The following is a 21,183-nucleotide window of genomic DNA, read 5'->3' as shown; positions in this document are numbered from 1 at the left end:
ATCCAATAGAGTGTTTTCGGGCTATGACGAAATTGTCGATGAAGTTTCAAAGGCATGGAATCACTTTATTTCAATCCCGGATCGAGTGAAGAAAATGTGCAATCGGGAATGGATTAAATTGATTTAATCTTTATGCGGAATGGTATTACTTCACCTTGCGCTAATTCGTCTGTTATTAATGAGCTTTACCTCTTCATTGTGCATGACGAATTACCACGCTGTTGGGTTTCGCTTCGCTCTACCCAACCTACGGCAGATTTCCAAACTTTACTCTTGCAACTTTCCTCTCGCTAACTTTATTCTCGCAACTCACTTACACTGCTCTATCTCTTTCACATCGCCGCGGCCATCGCTTAGGTAGCATTGTTCTAGCAACGAGCAGTAGCAGATCTCAGTTTTAATATTAAAGCGTTGGTCATTTACCTTGTCCCACTGAGTTGCATTGAAGCCTGTTTTCTTAAAACCAAAAAGATTAAGTTCAGCGCCTGAGGCTAATAATCGGTTATTACTAACGCCGGTATACAACCAACCAAATTTTTCAAAGAAATTGATCTCTGGTGACTCATTTTGCAACTTATTTAATTGCTCTTGGTAAGCATAGATATCAAAGCAGCAGTCCTTTATTACTTCAAATATCTCTGTATAAGACTTTTCATCGTGGAAGAATTTAACGTATTTAATAATGGCTGGGCCTGATCCTGAGTTTTTAATGTAAAAAGTAATTTCTTCAGAATTTTTTTCTTCATTAAAATTCCCCGTCATTACTTCGAGCCATGGCCAGGTTGCGGCTTTTACTTGTCGTTCTGCGGCGTTGGCTTGCAAGTAAGTGGCATAAAAGGAGGCTGCGGAGATAATAATGGCGCAGAGTGCGAGAAATAGGTTTAGCCGCTCGTTGGTAAACCATGCCTTGCGCTGGTTGCTAGCAGGCTGAGTGTTTTGCTGGGTGGTCTTTGTTTGCTCTTCAACGTTGGAGTCTTGCTCTGATTTAACGGTTGAACAGCTTGCGTCCTGTTGCTGATTATCCATAATTTTTAATTGTTGTTTTTATAGACTAATAAAGATACAACTTTAATTGGATAGATAAAAGAGACAGGGAGTAAAACTCCCTGATTTGGTATTAACTATTTGAGATAAACACGGTGAGCTTTTCACCCACTCTTAAGCTATCTCTTGAAAGGTTATTCCATTGTTTGAGTTTAGTGATACTGACTTTGTATTGCTTTGCTATCTTCCAAAGGCTATCGCCAGATTTCACCTTATATTCGATTTGCTGATCAGCCAATTGTGGCAATATCAGTTTTTGACCAATACGGATAGTGTTTGTTTTTAGGTTATTGAAGGTTTTCAGTTGGCTAACTGTTACTTTATAGTTTTTTGCAATCACACTTAAGCTATCACCGCGTTTAACAGTGTAATGTTGCCACTGGCTATAATCATTGCTCTTTTGATTAGCTAATAGAGTTTGATAACTTGCTTGCTGATCTTTGGGAACCACAATATGTGGCGCATCAATCACTGCTGGGTATCGGATAACACCATGGTTTAGCTCTTCAAGCTCTTGCCATTTCGCTTTGTCTGCCAAGATCACTGCACCAGTTACTGGTAAGGTCGCAATAGCCTGCTCATTCTTAATGGCAGGGAATATCATTTTTTGGTGCTTTAATAATTGTGCTGCGGCCAGTAACTTAGGCACGTATTGTTTGGTTTGCGATGGTAGTTTTAAGTTAAAGAAGTCCGTCGACTTACCTTGTTTTTTATTACGAGCAATTGCCTGTAATACACGCCCTTCACCGATATTGTAGGCAGCAATAGCATGATACCAATCGCCATCAAAGCGTTTATAAAGGTATTCCATAAAATCCAAAGCTGCGCGGGTGCTGTCGATCACATCTTGGCGACCATCATACCAAGGGGTAATTTTTACTTTGAAGTATTTGGCGATTGAGGGGGTGAGTTGCCATAAACCCGATGCATGTTTGTGCGAATAGGCACTGGCATCAAAATCGCTCTCTATAAGCGGCATTAGAGCGAGTTCTATTGGTAAGTCACGGTTTTCTACTTCTGTGACGATATGATACAAATACGGCGCTGCACGGCGGCTTATTTCTTCCATGTAATTTGGATGAGTAAGGTACCAAGCAATGCGCTTTTGCACATCTGGGTGACTTGAATCGCTAAACTGCAGTTGAATGCGAATACGCTGCCATACGTCATCTAGTTCACTTGGTTTGAGCGGTGTCACCGCGTCTACTTGTGCTGTTTTAGCTTCTGCAACCACAGTACCTGGATTGGCTTTGATGGTAGGCTTCTTTTCGGGAAGTGACTCAGGGGCAGTCTGACAGCCTGTTACAATAAGAGAAACAACAACAAGGCCTAAAAATCGATTTAAAAACACGTATTAAAATACTCCGTTAACTTAGGTGCGGGTAAACTAAAGCGCCTAAGCTTAACATAGGGTGAGCTAAAAATGACCATTAGATTAACAGCTCGCTAACTTACTCACCCAATTGAAATTAAAACGAAATACTAACTTGTAACCCAGCATAACCATGGTTTTGTGCTTCCCAATAGCGGCTGTCTATTTCTCGGGCTCTGGCATAGATCTCTATTCTGAATGGCTTTGAGTCCACGCCCATGCCCACACCAACATAGCCATCAATATTATTGTGGTCGTCATCATAGCGGTCTCTGTAGTCGTGGTCATCGCGGTCGTCGTATACAGCAAGCTCAATTAAATCTAAGCCCACTTCGCCATAGACAAAAAAGTCGCTGAAATAACCAAATTTGATGCCGCTATCTAAGGTGAGAAATGTCTCCCGATCACCTTTTTTAGTAAATACTTCTGCTGAGCCTAGTGCCGTTGTAAATGCTGCGCCGAAATTGCTGTAGTTATTTTTAGCCATAACTTCGATGCCGGCTGAGGTGATTGAATCAGTACTATTATGTTCTGATTTAACAAACAGGTTCATATTAGGGCTTTCATAAATACCAGCAAAGCTTGTAGCAGGAATGGAGGCAAGTGAAGAAAACAGTGCTAAGGCGAGATACTTCATATTGGTTAGTCCATTAAACGTTAATGGGTACATGATACCAAACAGCGCCTTAGCAAATTGTAAGTAAGTGTTCTAACTATGTAAGTTAGCCGAACACGCAGCGAAAGCAGGCTCCTTGCTGGCGTTTGATATAAACCAGATCGCCGCCATGATTGAGCATGATCTGGCGCGATAAACTTAAGCCTATTCCTGAACCTTGTTGCTTGGTAGTAAAAAATGGCACAAAAATCATCTCAATCACATGATCGCTGATACCTGTACCATTGTCGCTGACCTCTAAATACAGTTGCTGATTAGCATTTTGTGCAATGCTTACCTCAATATACTTTGCTGACTCTGGATTGTTTAGCTGCTTGAGGACATCAATGGCATTGGTAAGCAGGTTTATTATTACTTGTTCAACTTGGCCTCTATCTATCATTACTAACTGTTGGCTTTGCACCGACAAATTCAACGTAATATTAAGCTGCTTAGCTTGTTGAGAGTGCAGAGCAACAACTTGCTTGGCAAGATCGGCCAGAATATGTGGCTGTAAGTGTGGGGCGGGTAAGCTACTAACCTTTTTAAATTGCGCTATAAATTCCCCTAAATGCTCGGTTCGTGATGCGAGTGTTGTTAGGGCGAGTTGCAAGTCTTGTTTATCTTCCTGATCATCAAAACTAAGCTCATTTGGCAGCAGTGCCGTACAAGTTTGCGCTAAAGAAGAAAGTGGTGTAATCGAATTAGCAATTTCATGGGTTAGTACTTTTGTAAGTCGCTTATAAGCTTGTTGCTCTTTTAATTGCAGCTGATCATGAATCGATTGCAAACTGATCACTTTACGAACTTTACCTTGGATTTCGGCAATACTGATCTGCACAGATAACGTATCGTGCTGCTCACCATTTTGCCATGGCACGGTATTACGGCTATTTTGCTTTGCGTCTTGGACTAGGTTTGCTATTACACCTAGATCATCGATGTGCTTTACAGCCTGCCCAAGCAAACGACTGACCGCCGGATTGCTTTCAATAATAGTGCCTTGTTCATCACATACTAATACCGCTAAATCGATATGAATTAATAGCGCTTGTAAGAACTGGGCTTGTTGCTCTGCATTAAAACGCGCGGCCTGAATTTGCTGTTTAACCTGCTCAAATTGCTGCTGCATAGGGTGTTGGTCGCCAAAGCCTAATGTGCTGTCTCCATTCGCTAAAGCGCGAAACACCATATCTGCACGCCTTGTTTGGCGTTTAAATAAATTAAAAATTTGTGCGGCACATACCAAATTTAAAATTACTAAAAGTGCCGAAATTGCAGAAAAACCGCTTTGCTCTACTTGCCAAAACAAAGTAATTGATAAACCTATTAGTGCAGTTAATAGGCCGGCTAAGCTAATAAAATTTCGCATCGATTACAGTCCGTATTTTTCTAAACGACGATACATGGCTCCGCGTGTTAGGCCGAGCGCTTTTGCTGCATGACTCACGTTCCCTTGAAAATGCTTTAAAGCTGCACGAACGGTTCTTTGCTCGATGATTTCGAGATCAAAAGTGTCGTAGTCAACGGCGTTTGAAGAGAGCTCATTTGTACTAACAGCAGCACTTGGTGAGCTTATCACTGAGCTTATATCGAGCTCTGAGCCTTCTGAGAGGATGACTGCTCGCTCAATTGCATGGGCAAGTTCACGGACATTGCCTGGCCAATGATACTGGCTTAAACGTGTCATATCAGATGCTGCAATCGAGAGCTCACGTTTGTATTTATGTGCAAAGTGCTGCAAGTAGTAGTTACATAGTAATGGAATGTCTTCACTACGCTCACGCAGAGCTGGCAAACGGATCTCTACAGTATTAACACGGTACAGTAGGTCTTGCCTAAACTTGCCTTCAGTAACTGCTTGTTCGAGGTTTTCATTGGTTGCACAGATCAAACGAATATCAATATCGATGACTTTTGAACCACCAACCGGTGTTATTTGCCTGTTTTGTAGTGCCGCAAGTAGTTTAACTTGTTGGTTAAGCGGTAAATTACCTAGCTCGTCTAAAAATAAACTACCACCATGGGCAAGCTCAAATCGGCCAATGCGATCTTCCTTCGCGCCAGTAAACGCCCCTTTTTTATGGCCAAATAGTTCGCTTTCAAACAGGCTTTCGGCCAGTGAGCCCATATCTAGACTAATGAAAGGCTGGTTTTGGCGCTGGCTTGCATTGTGGATTGCATGGGCGGTGAGCTCTTTACCGGTGCCACTTTCGCCACTAATCAATATATTGGCATCTGTGTTGGCTGCTTTGTCGATCACCGAAAAAACCTGCTGCATGGCATCACTTTGGCCTAAAAACTCAAATGGTTGATTGCCGATTGACTGCTGCAAGGCCTGCTTTTGTTTTGTGAGTTTACCAACTTGCTGTTTGTCTTTAGCGTGTGAAAATGCCGCCGCTACAGCACCGAGTAATTGCTCATTTTGCCAAGGCTTGGCAATAAAGTCAGAGGCACCGGCTTTAATTGCTTCGACAGCTAGCTGAATATCGCTGTAGGCCGTCATAAGTAGTACCGCAATGTTAGCGTCTTGGCTCATGATTTTTTTTAGCCAGTAGAATCCTTCTTTGCCACTAATTGAGTCTTGCGTGAAGTTCATATCGAGTAACACAACATCTATGGACTGATCCGCCTCATGCTGTGCGTTAATGATACCTTCGATATCAAAGGGGTTATCTGTGGTTTTTACAACCTGATAATGCTGCTTTAAAAGTAATCGTGCGGCGATAAGTACGTCGGGGTTATCATCGACAATAAGAATTGATCCTGCTTGTTTCATAGCTATTTATTATTATTCCTTTATGGGAACACTAAGACTAATTGAAAATAGTAACAGTGTCCATTTATGGACGATATATGGGTTTTGAAGTGTTCTATAAGCGGACACTTGATTATATGCATGTTTATTGGTTTTTATATAAGTTATTGTAATTTAATAAAAATAAAAGTTGGCACAAGAGTTGTTTTATCTATAGGTAATTAGCACCTAGATAACTTAAAGGCGTCAACATGGATAAGAAAATTACACGCTCAAATAACAAAGCATTTTTTAAGAAATCAGTAATAGCAGCTGCATGTTTAGCTGTTGCGGCAGCAGCTTATGGTTTCACGCAAACTGAGCAAACAGGTCGTAGTCAGCAAGTAACCGCGACAAGCTTAACGATTAGCACAGTACAACAAGGTGAATTTGTTGATGCTTTAAGTCTTCGTGGTCAGGTTATGCCTCGCACTACTATTTACCTCGACACCATTGCCGGAGGCCAAGTCGAAGAACGACTTGTTGAGCAGGGTGAGTTTGTTAAAAAAGGCCAACCACTTGTGCGTTTAAGCAATACCAACTTGCAGCTTGATGTAATGAGCCGAGAAGCACAGGTGACTGAGCAGCTTAACTTTTTACGTAACACGCAAATGAATATGGAAACCAGCCGTTTAAACTTACGCCGTGATTTACTTGAAATCGATCTTAAAATTACGCATTTATCGCGTCGCTTAAAACAGACTCAGCCGCTAGTGAAAACGGGTGTGTTAGCACAAGAGCAATTATCTGAAATTCAAGAAGACTTAGCGTATTACAAAGCGCGTAAAGAACTAACCCTTGAACGTCAAAAGCAAGAAAACAGCATTCGTGAAGTTCAGGTAGCTCAGTTAAAAGACAGTGCCGACATGCTAGAGAAAAACCTACAGTTTGCGCGTAAAAACCTTGAAAACCTACTCGTAACAGCACCTGCTGATGGTTATTTAAGTGAACTTGATGTGGAAATTGGTGAATCAAAAGGCCGTGGTGCTCGCCTAGGGCAGATTGATATTCCTAATGAATACAAGCTAGTTGTGAGACTAGATGAGTTTTACCTGAGCCAAGTTCAAACAGGTATGCAAGTGCTTATTGAGCATGAACAAGGCGAAATTGCGGCGACGGTTAGCAAAATTGATAGTCGTGTTCAGCAATCACAGTTTCAGGTTGAAGTCGATTTACCCAATGGTACGAGCAACATAAAACGCGGACAAAGCCTTGATGTGCAGCTGATGCTAGGTGATAGCAAAGGCACTGCCTTATTACTTGAACGCGGCGCATTTTTTACCAGCTCAGGAGGTAACTGGGTTTATGTCATGGAAAAAGATGGCAATCGTGCAGTACGAAAAGACATTCGTCTTGGCAAAAAGAATCAAAACTATTATGAAGTGTTAAGTGGCCTAAGCGCCGGAGATCGCGTGATCACCTCTAGCTACAGCAACTTTGATAAAGCACAACAACTACAATTTTAAGGATAAAAACAATGATTAAATTAACTAACTTATCACGCGTGTTCCGTACTCAAGATGTTGAAACAACAGCGCTTAACAACATTAACTTACATGTAAACGAAGGCGAGTTTCTTGCCATTATGGGGCCATCTGGCTGTGGTAAATCAACATTACTCTCTATTTTAGGTATGTTGGATTCGCCATCAGCAGGCAGTTTTGAGTTTTTAGGCGAAGACATCGCAGGGTTTGGTGAAAAACAATTAGCGGCACTTAGAAAAGCGTCGATTGGTTTTGTTTTCCAAAGCTTTAATTTAATTGATGAATTAACAGTATTTGAAAATGTTGAGCTGCCATTACAGTATCAAAATATCTCAAAAAGTGAACGTAAACAGCGAGTAGAAGAAATTTTAAAACGTGTTGCAATCGACCATAGAGCAGATCACTTACCGCAACAGCTATCGGGCGGTCAGCAGCAACGTGTAGCGGTAGCCCGAGCTCTTGTGATTAATCCAAAACTTATCTTAGCGGATGAGCCTACGGGTAACCTTGATTCAAAAAATGGTGATGAAGTCATGGCGATGCTGCGTGAGCTAAATCGCGAAGGTACCACGGTAATTGTGGTTACTCACTCAGAAAAAGAAGGCAATTATGCTGACCGTTTAGTGCGCTTACTTGATGGCCAAGTGATGGTTGATAAAGCTAACCGTGTTCAACAAACAGCAGAGGTGGCATAACATGATTTTAAGTTATTTGATCACCGCGCTGCGTGCGTTTAAAAACCAAAAGCAGCATTTTATTTTAAATGTTCTGGGTTTAAGTGTGGGCTTAGCTGCGGCAATTCTAGTTGCTTTGTTTGCAAAAAATGAGCTTTCGTACGATAGCCAACAGCCACATGCTGAGCGTGTTTATCGCGTTGGCCAAGACTTCTCAAAACTTGGTTTAGCTGTGGTGCCTATTTTTAATTATGTGCAGTCAAAGCAGGCTGAAGATTACAGCCAAGTTGAAGAAGTGTTCGGATTAACTATGGTCGAGTTAACTCGTGAAGCCATGGTTGATGTGAGTTACCGCAACCAAGGCTATAAGTTAAATGCCTTATATGGCGCTACAGCAAATATTGAAAACTTTATTGCTCTGAAAACGCTGGCGGGTGACTTAACAACAGCAATGAGTACACCAGACAGCCTCGCTTTAAGTGAATCAGAAGCACTGCGCATTTTTGGTCGCACCGATGTGATTGGTGAAACACTTACGCATGAACAAGGACAGTACACAGTTCGTGCCGTGTTTGCAGACTTAACAGACAACACTCACTTTGCCTTTAAAAATCTTGTTTATGTTAAGCATGATCCAAGCGAAATAGATATCAACAGTAGTTATGTTTATATGCGTTTAGCAGAGGGCACCGATACAGATGCATTAGCTAAAACCTTAACAGAGCGCTTTTTTAGCGGTTCGATGCTGGAGCAAGTTAGTTTAGAGCTGCATCCATTACTTGATTTGCACCTAACGGCTAAATCACCGTTTGAGATGAAAGCAGGTGGTGCTAAACAAGTGGTGATGATCTGTGTTGGTTTAAGTGTGTTACTGATTCTTATTGCAGGTTTTAACTTTATTAATATGACCGTCGCTCAATCGACTAAACGTGCAAAAGAAGTGGGTGTGCGTAAAGCGCTTGGCGCAAGTAAAGGCCAATTAGTAACGCAGTTTTTATCTGAATCTGTGTTGGTATCAATGCTTTCAATGGTGATTGCATGTGCTTTAGTGGAACTATTTTTACCAAGCTTTAACCAACTAGTAGACCGCGAATTGGTCGTGAATTATGCCTCTGAATTTGGCATTGCAATTATTGTGGTCGCAATTGCTGTGGGCATATTAGCTGGGCTTTATCCTGCATTCTTTATTTCGTCATTCAGTGCAAAACGCGTTTTAAGTGGAGACTTACAACGAGGTAATACTGCAATATGGGTTCGTAAGAGCTTACTAACCTTACAGGCTTCACTAGCAATAGGTTTAATCATTGCCTCTATTACTTTGTTAAAGCAATTAACTTACTTACAAAGCTTACCTTTAGGCTATGAAACGACACAAAGATTGGTTATTTCAGAGCTACCTGTAGGCGAAGTATTCACAAAAGAAAAAAATGCCTTAGTTAACCGTATTAGTGCAATTCAAGGCGTACAGCAAACAACAGTTATTGATACCCGTTTAACTGTTTCAATCAATAATACACTTATGCCAACGTGGCCAAATGGTGAAGCATCTGGCAGCTTAACGCCTGTTGTAGGTGCAAGCTACGATGTTGTAAAAACGCTAGGGTTAAAACTGGTTGCTGGTCGTGACTTTAGCCGTGAATTTGCCGGTGATTGGGCAAGCCGTGAAAATGGAGTAACAAGTACGGGTACCATTGTGACTGAATCTGTCGCAAGGCAAGCGGGTTACACTAATATGAGTGACATTATCGGTAAGGTTATTAAAGACTCAGGTCGCGGCATAGATATGCGTGTTGTGGGTGTGGTTGAAGATGTAAAAGTAGGTAATGCTAAAGATGCCAACTCAAATATTATGTTCTTATGTGGCTTTAACTTTTTATCACCAGTATCAGAACTAATTTTAACGATTGATCAGCAAAACTTGCCTTATATTAAAGCTCAGATCGCTGAAGTATTAGCAAGCTCAGCCAATATCTATGAGCCAAAAATCAACTTACTCGCAGACAACTACAAAACTCTGTTAAAAGGTGATGAGCGAATTTCGAATGTCGTTTTAATCTTTACCGGTCTTGCTGTGTTCTTAACTTGTTTAGGTACCTTTGGTTTGGCTTCGTTTGCAACAGTGCGTCGTCAAAAGGAAGTGGCTGTTCGAAAAGTGCTAGGTGCATCTCGCATCAGTATCGTAAATATCATTGCTAAAGAGTTCTTAGTGCTGGTGGCGGTAAGTATTGCTATTGCGTATCCAGTGACTTACTTGTTAGTTGGTGATTGGTTAGCAAACTTTAATGACCGCATTGAACAAGCTGTATGGGTATATTTAGTTGCCGCCGTTGCTGTAGCCACTATTACCTGGGTTACCGTTGCAAGTTTAGCCTTTAAGGCCGCAAGCACCAGACCATCACTTATCTTGCGATATGAATAACAGTTAACTAACTCCCAACTATAAGCCCAGCAATACCGCTGGGCTTTTTTAGTTTTAAATGCTTATTGAGGTGGGTTGTCACCTACGTAGGGCTATTTTTTGTCGCCATAAATGACGACCTACGGTAGGACGTGCTTTAGCGCGTTAGTATGTATTCTCTGTCGCCATAAATGACGACCAACGGTAGGACGTGCTTTAGCGCGTTAATCTACTATATTTAATGTTCTACAATTTTATGAGAAAGGATTTTTCATGAGCTGGAGTCATTTAAAGAAAGGACGAGTTTCAATTCAATCAGGTGAATATTTCATAACATTCAACTGCCATAACCGAAAAGCATTGTTCACTGATCATAACTTAGCAAAAGTATTTTGTAGGTGTATTGAAATAAATGAACTATTGCATCAATGCTGCTGGTTAACTTGGGTGCTTATGCCCGATCATTTTCATGGTTTATTAAGGCTTAGCGATAGTAGCTTGGGTAAAACAGTTGGTCATCTAAAAGGTATTTCTGCTAGAGAGATAAACAAGATACGTAGTTTTTCTCAAACGGTGTGGCAACCTGCTTACTATGACCATGCACTACGTGAAGAAGAAAGTAGAATAGCTGTAGCTAGATATATCGCAGCAAACCCTTTGCGAAAAAAGCTTGTAGATAATTTAGGTAGTTATCCATATTGGAATTCTGTTTTCTTGTGATTGGTTGTCGCCATAAATGACGACCTACGTAGGACGTACTTTAGCGCGTTAATATGTATTCTTTGTCGCCATAAATGGTGACCTACGTAGGACGTGCTTTAGCGCGTAAATATGTATTTTTGTCGCCATAAATGGCGACCTACGTAGGACGTGCTTTAGCGCGTAAGCATGTATTCTTTGTCGCCATAAATGACGACCTACGTAGGACGTGCTTTAGCGCGTTAATATGTATTCTTTGTCGCCATAAATGGCGACCTACGTAGGATGTGCTTTAGCGCGTAAATATGTATTTTGTGTCGCCATAAATGACAACCTACGTAGGGTGTGCTTTAGCGCGTCGATATGAGAGTTAAAGGTCTTTGACCTTCACCGCGGGGTTACCTGCTACTAAAGTATTTGCCGCGACATCTTTGGTAACTATTGCCCCTGCGCCAATCACGGCATTATCAGCAACTTTAATACCCGCAAGTATAATAGCGCCTGCACCAATCCATACATTGTTGCCAATGCTAATCGGCGCTGCAAAATTAGCTTTTGCTAAACGCTCGGTTGGGTTTACAGCATGCGATACCGCGAGTATTTGCACATTAGGGCCTATTAAGCAGTCATCGCCTATCGTAATTTGCGCATCAGATAGCGGTGCATCGAGCATAGTACAGTTAATATTTATGAAGGTTCGATCACCTATTTTAATACCACTGCCATAATCACAATGAAAACCCGCTTCTATAACAACCTGCTCTCCACAGTGAGCAAACATGCCTTTTAGTCGTTTTAAATTGCCTTTACTCGGGCTTTTTGCAAATAAACGGCAAATTTCATGGGCATTTTTTCGTTGTTCGAGTAAGGACTTATCGAGGCTATTAAACTCTTTCATGGGGCATATTCATGGTTATATTTGCCAATAGCTTAGCGTGTTGGTGATGAAGATCAAAATTAAAGCTGTGTAGGTTAACGAGTATTCACTTGCCATTTATATTGTTTCGTTTAAAATTCCACAACTTTCGAAACGAAACTTATGTGATTCACTTTATGACAAAACGAAACACTCAACAACGTCGCCATACAATCTTAAGCCAAGTGAATGAACTTGGTGAAGTTGCTGTTGAAGCGTTAGCAGAGCAGTTTCAAACTTCTGAAGTGACGATACGTAAAGATCTGACAGCCCTTGAAAAAAGTGGCTTGTTGCTACGCCGTTATGGTGGTGCCATTGCATTGCCGCAAGAAATCGTTGCAAATAGCAACGAGAAAAGCGACTCGCTTCGCAAAATGGCAATCGCACAGGCGGCTGCAAAGCTTATTAAAGACCATAACCGCATCATCATTGATAGCGGTCGCACTACAGCGGCGATGATCCCTGAGCTTGCTAGTAAGCGCGGTTTAGTGGTGATGACAAATGCTATTAATGTCGCTAACCGGCTGCTTTCATTAGAAAATGAGCCAGCACTTTTGATGACCGGCGGAACTTGGGATCCACATTCAGAATCGTTTCAGGGCCAAGTTGCGGAGAATGTTCTACGCTCTTACGACTTTGACCAACTGTTTATTGGTGCCGATGGCATTGATATTGATAGAGGCACTACAACCTTCAATGAATTAGTGGGGCTTAGCCAAGTGATGGCTGAAGCTGCCCGAGAGGTAGTGGTGCTGGTTGAGTCAGAAAAAATTGGCCGAAGAATACCGAATTTAGAACTGCCTTGGCAGCGTGTTACCACAGTTATCACAGACAACAACCTAAGCGCAGATAAGCGCGAGGCGATAACAGCATGTGGTGTACAGCTGATCTGTGCAGAAATTGAATAACCCGTAATAAGACCGACAACACCTTATTACGCATCATTTATGACAACACATACCGCCCAAAGTAGAACGCTTTGGCATGTGCAAAAGGAGAACCTATGTGTGGAATCGTTGGGGCTATTGCAGAACGCCCAGTAAATAAAATTCTTGTTGAAGGCCTTAAACGCCTTGAATACCGTGGCTATGACTCAGCTGGTGTGGCTTTACTTAAAGGTACTGAGCTTAACACTGTAAAAGCAGTGGGTAAGGTTGCTAACCTTGAAGCGGCACTTAACGATGCAGCAGTTAATGGTACTACTGGTATCGCGCATACGCGCTGGGCAACTCATGGTGGCGTAACTGAAGCGAATGCTCACCCACATGTTTCGAATAGCGAAATTGCCCTTGTTCATAACGGTATTATCGAAAATCATGCCAGCCTACGTGATGCGCTTAGAGGCGACGGTTATGAGTTTTTATCAGAAACAGATACTGAAGTCATGGTGCACCTTATTCACCAACTTCGCCAACAGCACGATACACTTTTAGCTGCTGTACAAGCTGCTGTTAAGCAGTTTGAAGGTGCATTTGGTACAGTTGTATTTGATAAAGCGAACGATAACGAAATCATCGTAGCGCGTTCAGGTAGCCCACTGGTGATTGGTTTAGGTCTTGGTGAGAACTTTATTGCCTCTGACCAACTTGCTCTATTACCTGTTACTCGCAGTTTTATTTACCTTGAAGAAGGTGATGTTGCTCGTATTACCCGTGACAGTGTTGAAATCTTTGATGCGAACGGTGATGCAGTTGAGCGCGAAGTGATTGAATCAAACATTACGCAAGATGCATCAGGTAAAGGCGAATATCGCCACTACATGCTGAAAGAAATTTACGAGCAGCCGCTTGCTGTACGTAACACCCTTGATGGCCGTTTAGTTAATGACACTGTCGCGATTGATGCCTTTGGCGACAGCGCTCAACAAATCTTTAAAGACGTAAAACACGTGCAAATTATTGCCTGTGGTACTTCATACCACTCAGGTATGGTTGCGCGTTACTGGCTTGAACAGTTTGCAGGCGTGAGCTGTAACGTTGAGATTGCCTCTGAGTTCCGTTACCGCGAATCATTTGTACATGAAAACAGCTTACTTGTGACCATTTCACAGTCTGGTGAAACAGCCGATACGCTTGCTGCACTTCGTCTTGCAAAACAGCAAGGTTACATGGCGTCAATGACTATTTGTAACGTACCGGGTTCATCATTAGTACGTGAATCTGATTTAGCCTTTATGACTAAAGCCGGTGCTGAAATTGGTGTTGCATCAACTAAAGCCTTCACCACACAGCTTGTTGGCTTATTAATGCTTACGGCATCTATTGCCCAAGAAAAAGGCCTAGATCAAAGTGCGATTGTGAATGCAATCAAAACACTTCCTAACAAGTTAGAAGAAGCACTACTGCTTGCTGAAGGGATTGAAGATTTAGCTGAAGAGTTTGCTGATAAGCACCACTCACTATTCTTAGGTCGTGGCTCACAATACCCAATCGCGATGGAAGGTGCGCTTAAGCTGAAAGAAATTTCATACATTCATGCCGAAGCATATGCAGCGGGTGAGCTTAAGCATGGCCCTCTTGCGTTGATTGATGCCGACATGCCAATCATTGTTGTGGCACCAAACAACGAGCTACTTGAAAAGCTTAAATCAAACGTAGAAGAAGTACGTGCCCGTGGCGGTATTATCTATGTATTCGCAGACAAAGACTCAGCGTTTGAATCTGACGAAACAATGCGTGTAATCAACGTAAACCATGTAGATGACGTGATTGCTCCAGTTGTATATACAATTCCGTTACAGCTGCTTTCATACTATGTTGCGGTTATTAAAGGCACCGACGTAGACCAACCTCGAAACCTAGCAAAATCGGTAACGGTTGAGTAAGTTAAGAGTTTTATTTTTATTAAGGCGCAATATGCGCCTTTTTTTGTACCAGTAATTCTGTTAGCTTAAAAAATTACCAATATTTCTTAAGGATAAGTCGTGCGACTATTTAAGTTATTCTGTATTAGTGGTTTTTTACTCTGTACTAGTCATGTAATGGCTCAACCAGCTGCAGATGAGGCGGTTACACATTACAGCCAACATACGCATACTATCGAATCAAGTAATCTTAGTGAGCAACGCACTGTCGTTGTGCAATTACCTAAAAGCTATCAAACACATCCAAACAAAAAATATCCCGTTATTTACCGTTTAGATGGGGCCGGTAATTTGCCCTTAATTAATGCTGTGCTAGAGCGCTTACAAGAAAATGATCAAGCGCCAGAGGTGATTGTAGTTGCTATTGAAAGCACTAATCGACTTAGAGATTTTTATCCTACAGTGAACAAAGAACCACAAGGGCCTGTTGGTGAAGGCGGTGGTGCAGCAAAGTTTTTAGCTTTCGTAGAGCAAGAACTGATGCCTTTGGTTAATAAACAGTATCGTACTCATGATTATAGAGTTATTGCCGGAGCCTCAGCTGCGGGTGTATTTGCTCTTTACGCAATGCAGGCTGATCCTGAGTTATTTCAAGCGCACATTGCTTATAGCCCTGCGGTATGGTGGAACTATGGCGCTCCGGCTAAGAGTCTAAATACCTTTGTTACTAAAGCCAAAAGTATTAACAGCTATGTATATATGAATATCGGCGAAGAAGCCGGCATTATGCGCGAAAGATACGATGATATGCAGCAAACGATGCAAAATAGTAAGGTGCAAAATCTGCGTTTTAAGAGCGATGCCTTTGCAGGTGTTTCGCATAACCTAACCTCAGCTGCTGGGGCATTTAATGCGTACCATGGCTTATTTTTATCTAAACATATGCCTTTGAGTGCACTAGGCGATGATGTTTCATCAATTGATGCTTATTATCAACGTTTATCTCACCAATGGGGCGAGCAAATAGCGCCACCAGACCGCGCTGTTAGGCTGCTGGGTTACAGTTTAACGGATAACCAGCAATTTGAGCGGGCTATTGAGGTGTTTAAGTACAATATTAATAACTACCCTAAATCAGCGTATGCACTATCAGCTTTGTCACATGGCTATGAAATGCAAGGTAATACTCGCCAAGCATTAGTTCAAATCGAGGCTGCAATCGCTGTTGCCGATGACTCGTATCCCTACCCAGATTACTTAAAAGAGACAAAAACGAGGTTACAAGGGCAGCTATAATTAAGCTGCCTTAAACAAATCAATGGTCTTGGTGATAATAGCTTAGGGTTTGTAGGGCAAGCGCAAATACATCTGCGCTGTTATCACCATTAACGTTTTTAACCACAGTCACCGCGACAGTAATGCCCGGCACATTTTTCACGTTGTGTTAGTTTGGATAAATATTAAACTGCACCAAAAATTTAGAACAAGTAATGTGTGTTAGTTTGTATATTAGATATTTAGTAAAAATAAACCCCGCATTGCTGCGGGGTTTTTTGCTTTTTAACAACCAGTTAAGAATTAAAAGTCAGTCGGTGCTGGTGGCACGGTGAGTGGCTTTTTCGGGTTGTCTTTTAGCTCTTTTAATAGCTCTTCTACGGCACGTTCAATCGATGGATCTTTACCTTGGTAGATTAACTCTGGGCGGTCAACAACCTTGATATCTGGAGTGACACCTTCGTTTTCGATGATCCAGTTGCCATCGTTATCTAAAACGCGGAATGTTGCCGCGATAACTTGGCCGCCATCGACAAGGCTTGGGTTACCTGAAATACCAATTAATCCACCCCAAGTACGGGTACCAATAAGCTTACCTAACCCCGCTTGGCGGAAGTAGTAAGGAATAGCATCACCGCCAGAACTTGAGTAACCATTGATCAGCATGGCTTTTGGACCATCATGAGCAAATTGTGGTGTTTTCGTTGGCTCAACACCGCGGCGCTTCCAATAGTTAAGTGGTTTACGAGCAAGCCAAGTGATCATGTGCTCAGGAATAAAGCCGCCGCCATTGTATCGGTCATCAATAATCATGGCGTCTTTGGTAGTTTGCGGCATGTAGTTTTTGAACATGGCGCGGTTACCTTCGTAGGCTGTATTTGGTAAGTGAACATAACCAATTCGGCCATTTGATAGCTTATCAACGTAGGCTGCACGAGAGTTAACCCAGTCTAAATAACGCAAACCTTGCTCGCTGGCTACAGGTTTAACGGTAACTTGCCATGCACCTTTGCTGCGCGGCTTACTGTTTAGGACTAGCTCAACTTGCTCACCTTGAGTGTTCTCTAGTAATTCGTAGAAGTTAGCGACGTCTTTTACTGAGCGGCCATTTACGGCAATGATGTAGTCGCTGTTATGTGCTTTTACCCCTGTTGTGCCAAGTGGTGAGCGGAAGTCTTCATGCCAGTTTTCACCTTGGAAGATTTGCTCAATTTTTACGTATCCAGATGGATCGCTGGCAAGTTTTGCACCCAATAAGCCGTGCTTTTTACGCTCTGCTTTTGGCATATCACCCGACTGCACATAAATGTGGCCTGCGTTAATTTCACCTGCGATTTCACTGAGAATGTAATCTAGGTCACTACGGTGTGAGATAGCGTCAGCCATAGGTTGATACTTGGCTAAAATAGCGTCCCAATCTTGGCCGTGATGGTTTTCATCGTAGAACCAATCACGTAATGTACGCCAGCCTTCAACATACATTTGCTGCCATTCAATTTGTGGCTCAATTTTTAAGGTCATGTTACTAAGATCTAGCTTATTCGCTGCTAGGTCTTGTTTTGCTTTAGGCTCAATTAAGCTGTAATCGTTACCCGCATGTACTAACAGGTGCTCACCGTTGCTCGAAATAGTATAACTACGAACCCCTTTAGCCACGGTTTCAAGCTCGCTGTCATGAGCTGTGCCTATCAATTGTAGGCCACCATTAGCCAGTGTTAGCACGCCACCTTTTACTGCCGTTAAACCACGATAATCTCCAGCTGGTGCATTTAAAGCGGTTACACGCTGCATAAAGTCACTGCTTTGCAGGCTATTTTTAGCTTTCTTGTCGTCATCTTTTTGTTTATCGCTGACGATCGCTGTTTCATCACTCTGTAGTGCGATAAGTGGTTTGATGCTGTCATTTACGGCTGCGGCATAAATACGCGTTGCACGATTAAACATGTAGTCAAACTCGTAGCTGCTAAAGGCTAAGTTAAAGTCGCGCTCAGAACTAAAATACAGGTATTGACCATCAGGAGAGAAAGTTGGGTTTTGCTCATTGGTCATTTCATCCGTTAAGCGAGTCACTTTCTTTTTATCAACATTGTAGTGCCACAGTGAGGCATAGCGGTTTTCATTGTTTTTCACATACACAATTTCTTCGCTATTTGGCGACCAAGTATACTGGCGAATGCCTTCTTCATCGTAGATGCTGGTATCAATTTTGTGTTGTTTTCCTGACTTTGCATCTATCCACCACAGAGTATGGTTTTTATCAGCAAATAACAGTTTTGAGCTATCTGGTGACCAAATCGGCGTGAAACGCCAAATAGTGCCGTTGCTGGTTAGCTGCTTAGTGGCATTATTTTTACTGCGATCTTTTAAGTAAATTTCGTATTCGCCACTTTCATCGCTCATATAAGCAATATAACGGCCATTTGGCGACCAACTTGCGTCAATTTCGCGGCCTTTTGCTGTGTAAGATAAGTTACGTGTTGGGCCTTGTTTAACCGGTACGCTAAATAGCTCACCGCGGGCAGTAAAGAGTGCACGCTTACCATCATGAGAAATCGACATTGAGTCGATAAAGTCACTCACATTTTTTGTGTACGGCATTGCGTATTGACGCACACCAGCAATGTTAATGCTCAGCTTGCTGCTTTTTTGAGTTTTTGGATCAAAGCGATAAAGGAAACCACCATTTTCATAAACAACAGCATTTGGGCCAGCTGATGGCCACAGTACGTCAAAGTCTTTATGGTTGGTTAGTTTTTTCGGCTCAGCGCCTTTTTGGTATTGATACAGGTTAAGGGTGTAATCACGGTCAGATACAAAGTAAATGTTGTCGCCAACCCAAGTCGGTTGCTGATCGGTAGCGCGGTTACTGGTTAGCTGCTCTGAGGTATTGTTTTTTAGATCGTAAACCCAGACATCTTGTGCACGACCGCCACGGGTGCGCTTCCAAGTACGAAATTCACGGTCAATTGGCGTGTAAACATATTTACTACCATCTGGCGAAAGCATGCCGCCGCCGGTTTCTGGAATAGCCAGAGGTTGCTCAAGGCCTCCGTCAGCAGGCACCATGTATGGACGACCCATACGTTTACCCCACGGTGTGCGGTTAGCACGAAATACCACATTTTTGCCATCAGGTGTCCAATCGAGAACACGATAATCAAAACCGCCGCGTGGTGGCATTGGGCCAACATCGTTGTAGTAAGTCAGTTGTTTTAAGCCAGAACCATCGCTGTTAATGACATAAATTTGGCGGCTGCCATTGTACTCGGCTGCAAAGGCAATGCGTTTACCGTCAGGTGAAAACTTAGGGAAGGTTTCAAAGCCAATATGGTCAGTTAAGCGTTTGCTCTCGCCAGTTTGCGTATTAGCAATGTAAATATCGCCACCGTACACAAAGGTAACGTTTTGGTTATGAATATCTGGAAAGCGCAGTAAGCGCGTGTCTTTAGTTTCGTAAGCTGATGCCCAAGGTGCTAGTGTCGCAGCCATGGCCAGTGCCAACGTTGTTAGTTTTTTCATGGGATTACATCCTATTTTGGGAACTGTTACATCATAACTATTCAGTTTTAAATAGCGATGCTGATGCGATGAAAGTCTGTTACAAAATATGAATAAAAAAAGGTTGGCAGTAAATGCCAACCTTTGCGAGCTATGTCATACCATAAAACATAACTTCTTAGTGGTCGTGATCGTCACTTTCTTCTGCAATGCCTAACCAAGTGATGGCGCTAGGTGCAAAAGTCAGTTCAAGATCACCTTCAATTTCAAGATCTTCGATATGTACTTTTAGTACGTGCTGAGCGATAGGGTCAGCAACGTAAGCAAACTCACTATTTTGTGACACAGTCATGCTGAAGTTCATGCCCTCTGGCATCGTTGTTACGTCTTCTTCAGTGATATCTACTTTACCGGCAAGCTCCCAGTGCATGTGGCCGTCGTGCTCATGAGCTTCAAGCACGTTTAAAAAGCCTAAGCTATCAAGCACTAAAAATTGCTCTCCGTTTCCAGAGAATGAGTAAGATACAGCACTTGCGCCTTCATCAAGTTGCCACTCAAGTACTTCCATTTCAGCTTCGCTTGGATTGATACTTACAAATACACCCGATGCAATTGCAATAAAGCTTTCACTACCTTCATGGCCATATAATGTGCCAATACGTGTATCACCTAGCGCATCTATATTGGCGATTTTTTCTGCATGGTATTCATCGTCATGCTGGTGGGCTATTAGTACACCGTCACCACAACCAAATGCTACATAATCATGGTTTTGCGCTGCACCGTGTAAATCTGGGCAAGTAACTTCAAATGTTTGTTCAAGCTCATATTCACCGTCATGAAGGTGGAAAACACCCACTTGATCTGGCAGGATTTTAGCGTTTGAAGTGCTTTCGCTATCAGCACGACGCAAGGTTGCAACTAGGTGCTCGCCACGTGGCTCTGCAACACCATGCATATTGATGTCGTACTGAATACCTGCAAGCGTCTCTGTTTCGTTTGTAATATCGTTATCAGTTAACACTTCTACTGAGGCAACTGTACCTGCGTCGGCATTACCATCGTAAAACACGGCCATTTGGCCATCATGTTTAACGATGTGAGTAGGGCGGCTGCCAGTTGTTAGCTCGTAGTCACTAAATGCTGGACCTTGTTTATAGTCATGTAAATGCTCGCCATGATCTTCACGCCATAAACCGCCATCGATAAAACCTAAGTAATCTTGGTTACGGTTAGCAATAACCGCATAACGGTAGCTTGGTGAAACATTTAGTGAGCTTGATTCATGAGTAAGCGAAAACGTTTCTAGTAACGAGTCGTCATCTAAATCAAAAATATTCGCTTCGTTGCTATCTGCTGCTAAAACCGCTAAACGACCCATTGAGTCAATGGTATAGCCATCGTCATGATCGTGATCATGGTCATCACCACCGTCGTCTGGAACCTCAATAGGATCTTTCTCAACAATATTTGTTTCTGCATCACCACATGCGGTGATCAGGGTGCTACTAATTGCCAGTGCCAATAGTTTTAATCTAAATAAGTGTGTCATGTAGGTTTCCTTTATT

Annotated in this window: 16 protein-coding genes; 7 read left to right on the top strand and 9 right to left on the bottom strand. The window is 42.4% G+C overall.

What is annotated here, in order from left to right:
• Positions 1-309: 309 nt before the first annotated feature.
• The 5 genes from IRQ78_RS13865 to IRQ78_RS13845 form a co-directional block, all read right to left on the bottom strand.
• Positions 310-1,026, bottom strand: a complete 717-nt coding sequence (locus IRQ78_RS13865; RefSeq protein ID WP_194442512.1) for a hypothetical protein — start codon at positions 1,024-1,026, stop codon at positions 310-312.
• Positions 1,027-1,117: 91 nt separating this feature from the next.
• Entirely contained in the window at positions 1,118-2,395 is a 1,278-nt protein-coding gene (locus IRQ78_RS13860) for a LysM peptidoglycan-binding domain-containing protein (RefSeq protein ID WP_194442511.1), read from the bottom strand.
• Positions 2,396-2,513: 118 nt separating this feature from the next.
• Positions 2,514-3,053, bottom strand: a complete 540-nt coding sequence (locus tag IRQ78_RS13855) for a hypothetical protein (protein WP_194442510.1) — start codon at positions 3,051-3,053, stop codon at positions 2,514-2,516.
• 85 nt (positions 3,054-3,138) lie between these two features.
• The gene (locus IRQ78_RS13850; RefSeq protein WP_194442509.1) at positions 3,139-4,443 is read right to left on the bottom strand and encodes a sensor histidine kinase; all 1,305 of its coding nucleotides are present in this window, start codon (positions 4,441-4,443) and stop codon (positions 3,139-3,141) included.
• 3 nt (positions 4,444-4,446) lie between these two features.
• Positions 4,447-5,850: a sigma-54-dependent transcriptional regulator gene (locus IRQ78_RS13845; RefSeq protein ID WP_194442508.1), complete on the bottom strand. Its 1,404-nt coding sequence runs from the start codon at positions 5,848-5,850 to the stop codon at positions 4,447-4,449.
• A gap of 230 nt (positions 5,851-6,080) precedes the next feature.
• Here IRQ78_RS13845 and IRQ78_RS13840 point away from each other — a divergent pair, with 230 nt between their 5' ends.
• The 4 genes from IRQ78_RS13840 (at position 6,081) to IRQ78_RS13825 (ending at position 11,144) form a co-directional block, all read left to right on the top strand.
• Positions 6,081-7,334 (top strand): efflux RND transporter periplasmic adaptor subunit, encoded by a 1,254-nt coding sequence (locus tag IRQ78_RS13840; protein WP_054552245.1) that lies wholly within the window; start codon positions 6,081-6,083, stop codon positions 7,332-7,334.
• Positions 7,335-7,345: 11 nt separating this feature from the next.
• Complete coding sequence (locus tag IRQ78_RS13835; protein ID WP_054552246.1) at positions 7,346-8,047, top strand: ABC transporter ATP-binding protein; 702 nt, start codon at positions 7,346-7,348, stop codon at positions 8,045-8,047.
• A 1-nt stretch (position 8,048) separates the two neighbouring features.
• Positions 8,049-10,445 (top strand): ABC transporter permease, encoded by a 2,397-nt coding sequence (locus IRQ78_RS13830; protein ID WP_194442507.1) that lies wholly within the window; start codon positions 8,049-8,051, stop codon positions 10,443-10,445.
• A gap of 252 nt (positions 10,446-10,697) precedes the next feature.
• On the top strand, positions 10,698-11,144 hold the full coding sequence (locus IRQ78_RS13825) for an REP-associated tyrosine transposase (RefSeq protein WP_194442506.1): 447 nt from the start codon (positions 10,698-10,700) through the stop codon (positions 11,142-11,144).
• 349 nt (positions 11,145-11,493) lie between these two features.
• Here IRQ78_RS13825 and IRQ78_RS13820 read toward each other — a convergent pair whose 3' ends face one another.
• Positions 11,494-12,021, bottom strand: a complete 528-nt coding sequence (locus IRQ78_RS13820; RefSeq protein WP_194442505.1) for a sugar O-acetyltransferase — start codon at positions 12,019-12,021, stop codon at positions 11,494-11,496.
• 155 nt (positions 12,022-12,176) lie between these two features.
• On the opposite strand from IRQ78_RS13820, the gene IRQ78_RS13815 reads away from it, so the two are divergent.
• The 3 genes from IRQ78_RS13815 (at position 12,177) to IRQ78_RS13805 (ending at position 16,138) form a co-directional block, all read left to right on the top strand.
• A complete protein-coding gene (locus IRQ78_RS13815; protein ID WP_194442504.1) occupies positions 12,177-12,947 on the top strand; it encodes a DeoR/GlpR family DNA-binding transcription regulator in 771 nt (256 codons plus the stop codon).
• 95 nt (positions 12,948-13,042) lie between these two features.
• A complete protein-coding gene (glmS, locus tag IRQ78_RS13810; protein WP_194442503.1) occupies positions 13,043-14,863 on the top strand; it encodes a glutamine--fructose-6-phosphate transaminase (isomerizing) in 1,821 nt (606 codons plus the stop codon).
• 99 nt (positions 14,864-14,962) lie between these two features.
• Positions 14,963-16,138: an alpha/beta hydrolase-fold protein gene (locus tag IRQ78_RS13805; RefSeq protein ID WP_407681622.1), complete on the top strand. Its 1,176-nt coding sequence runs from the start codon at positions 14,963-14,965 to the stop codon at positions 16,136-16,138.
• Positions 16,139-16,157: 19 nt separating this feature from the next.
• On the opposite strand, the gene IRQ78_RS20765 is transcribed toward IRQ78_RS13805, so the two are convergent.
• The 3 genes from IRQ78_RS20765 to IRQ78_RS13795 form a co-directional block, all read right to left on the bottom strand.
• Complete coding sequence (locus IRQ78_RS20765) at positions 16,158-16,280, bottom strand: hypothetical protein (protein ID WP_267237908.1); 123 nt, start codon at positions 16,278-16,280, stop codon at positions 16,158-16,160.
• Positions 16,281-16,420: 140 nt separating this feature from the next.
• On the bottom strand, positions 16,421-19,636 hold the full coding sequence (locus IRQ78_RS13800; RefSeq protein ID WP_194442502.1) for a S41 family peptidase: 3,216 nt from the start codon (positions 19,634-19,636) through the stop codon (positions 16,421-16,423).
• 157 nt (positions 19,637-19,793) lie between these two features.
• On the bottom strand, positions 19,794-21,167 hold the full coding sequence (locus IRQ78_RS13795) for a 5-methyltetrahydrofolate--homocysteine methyltransferase (RefSeq protein WP_194442501.1): 1,374 nt from the start codon (positions 21,165-21,167) through the stop codon (positions 19,794-19,796).
• Positions 21,168-21,183 lie beyond the last annotated feature (16 nt).

It is taken from the genome of Pseudoalteromonas simplex, assembly GCF_015278155.1.
In the GTDB taxonomy this organism is placed as follows: domain Bacteria; phylum Pseudomonadota; class Gammaproteobacteria; order Enterobacterales; family Alteromonadaceae; genus Pseudoalteromonas; species Pseudoalteromonas simplex.
This window is presented reverse-complemented; position numbering and strand designations above follow the sequence as displayed.

Coding starts and splice junctions, on each gene's coding strand:
- IRQ78_RS13825 (WP_194442506.1), top strand. CDS start 10,698: ATGAGCTGGAGTCATTTAAAGAAAGGACGAGTTTCAATTCAATCAGGT.
- IRQ78_RS13835 (WP_054552246.1), top strand. CDS start 7,346: ATGATTAAATTAACTAACTTATCACGCGTGTTCCGTACTCAAGATGTT.
- glmS (WP_194442503.1), top strand. CDS start 13,043: ATGTGTGGAATCGTTGGGGCTATTGCAGAACGCCCAGTAAATAAAATT.
- IRQ78_RS13795 (WP_194442501.1), bottom strand. CDS start 21,167: ATGACACACTTATTTAGATTAAAACTATTGGCACTGGCAATTAGTAGC.
- IRQ78_RS13800 (WP_194442502.1), bottom strand. CDS start 19,636: ATGAAAAAACTAACAACGTTGGCACTGGCCATGGCTGCGACACTAGCA.
- IRQ78_RS13820 (WP_194442505.1), bottom strand. CDS start 12,021: ATGAAAGAGTTTAATAGCCTCGATAAGTCCTTACTCGAACAACGAAAA.
- IRQ78_RS13840 (WP_054552245.1), top strand. CDS start 6,081: ATGGATAAGAAAATTACACGCTCAAATAACAAAGCATTTTTTAAGAAA.
- IRQ78_RS13830 (WP_194442507.1), top strand. CDS start 8,049: ATGATTTTAAGTTATTTGATCACCGCGCTGCGTGCGTTTAAAAACCAA.
- IRQ78_RS13855 (WP_194442510.1), bottom strand. CDS start 3,053: ATGAAGTATCTCGCCTTAGCACTGTTTTCTTCACTTGCCTCCATTCCT.
- IRQ78_RS13865 (WP_194442512.1), bottom strand. CDS start 1,026: ATGGATAATCAGCAACAGGACGCAAGCTGTTCAACCGTTAAATCAGAG.
- IRQ78_RS13850 (WP_194442509.1), bottom strand. CDS start 4,443: ATGCGAAATTTTATTAGCTTAGCCGGCCTATTAACTGCACTAATAGGT.
- IRQ78_RS13815 (WP_194442504.1), top strand. CDS start 12,177: ATGACAAAACGAAACACTCAACAACGTCGCCATACAATCTTAAGCCAA.
- IRQ78_RS13845 (WP_194442508.1), bottom strand. CDS start 5,850: ATGAAACAAGCAGGATCAATTCTTATTGTCGATGATAACCCCGACGTA.